1 protein-coding gene is annotated in these 1,067 nt (G+C 53.6%); it reads left to right on the top strand.

Annotation, left to right across the window (positions count from 1 at the left end; genetic code table 11):
* A partial coding sequence (locus HMPREF0183_RS02655; RefSeq protein WP_040347777.1) for a peptide ABC transporter substrate-binding protein occupies window positions 1-1,061 on the top strand: 1,061 nt, incomplete at its 5' end.
* Between the last annotated feature and the right edge of the window lie 6 nt (window positions 1,062-1,067).

The raw sequence follows: 1,067 nt of genomic DNA on the forward strand, positions 1-1,067 counted from the left end.
TTGTGCACAGCACCTACATGCCACTTCCTGAGTCGTTCTTCAAAGACCACGAAGCTTACGGTAAGAAGCCGATTGGTAACGGCCCGTTCAAGCTGACTGAGTACAAGCAGGAACAGCAGATCGTTCTGGAAAAGAACGCTGACTACCAGGGTGAAGCAAAGGCTCACGTAGACAAGCTCACCTTCAAGATGTACACCGAACCAGGTGCTGCATACGCTGACGTTGTAGCCGGAAACGTTGACTACGTCGACGCAATTCCGCCAGACGCGGTTGCAGGTAAAAAGTGGCAGACCGACCTGGGTGAAGGTCGCTGGCAGCTTTCACCATCGACTTTGTGGAACGGCTACTCGTTCCCTCAGTACGATGAAAAGTTCAAGGATCCTAAGGTTCGCCAGGCAATCTCCATGGCAATCGACCGCCAGGCAGTGACCGACGCTGTGACCAACGGTGAAAACACCCCAGGTACCGCATGGTCGCCACCGGGAATTGAACCATTCCAGGACGACATCTGTGGCGACAAGTGCCACGTCGACGCTGAAGCCGCTAAGAAACTTCTTGAAGAAGGTGGCGGATTCAAAGGAACCCTGACCATCGCGTTCAACAACGACGGTCCGGGCAACAAGGAAGTCACCGAGGCAGTGTGCACCTCGATTAACGAAAACCTCGGAATCGACTGTCAGCCACAGTCCTTCCCAACATTTGCTGAAATGCTCGACAAGATCGACGCTAAGGAAATGACCGGAATGTACCGTTCCGGATGGCAGGCAGACTTCCCATCGCCACTGAGCTACCTCACGGCGTACTACATCACTAACGCTGGTTCAAACAAGAGTGACTACTCCAACCCTGAGTACGACAAGATGGCTTCAGAAATTCTGAGCCAGGACGAAGCAGAGCAGGAAGCAACCTTCAAGAAGATGCAGGAAACCCTCGCAGAAGACATGCCGGTAACACCTCTGTGGTACGGCACGCTCCGCTTGGGCTGGTCCGACAAGGTTGTAGCTCCTCAGGTCACCTGGAAGTCGACCATCGACTTCACGACCGTAGGACTCAAGAAGTAGTAACCA

The organism is Brevibacterium mcbrellneri ATCC 49030 (assembly GCF_000178455.1).
Classification (GTDB): Bacteria; Actinomycetota; Actinomycetes; order Actinomycetales; family Brevibacteriaceae; genus Brevibacterium; species Brevibacterium mcbrellneri.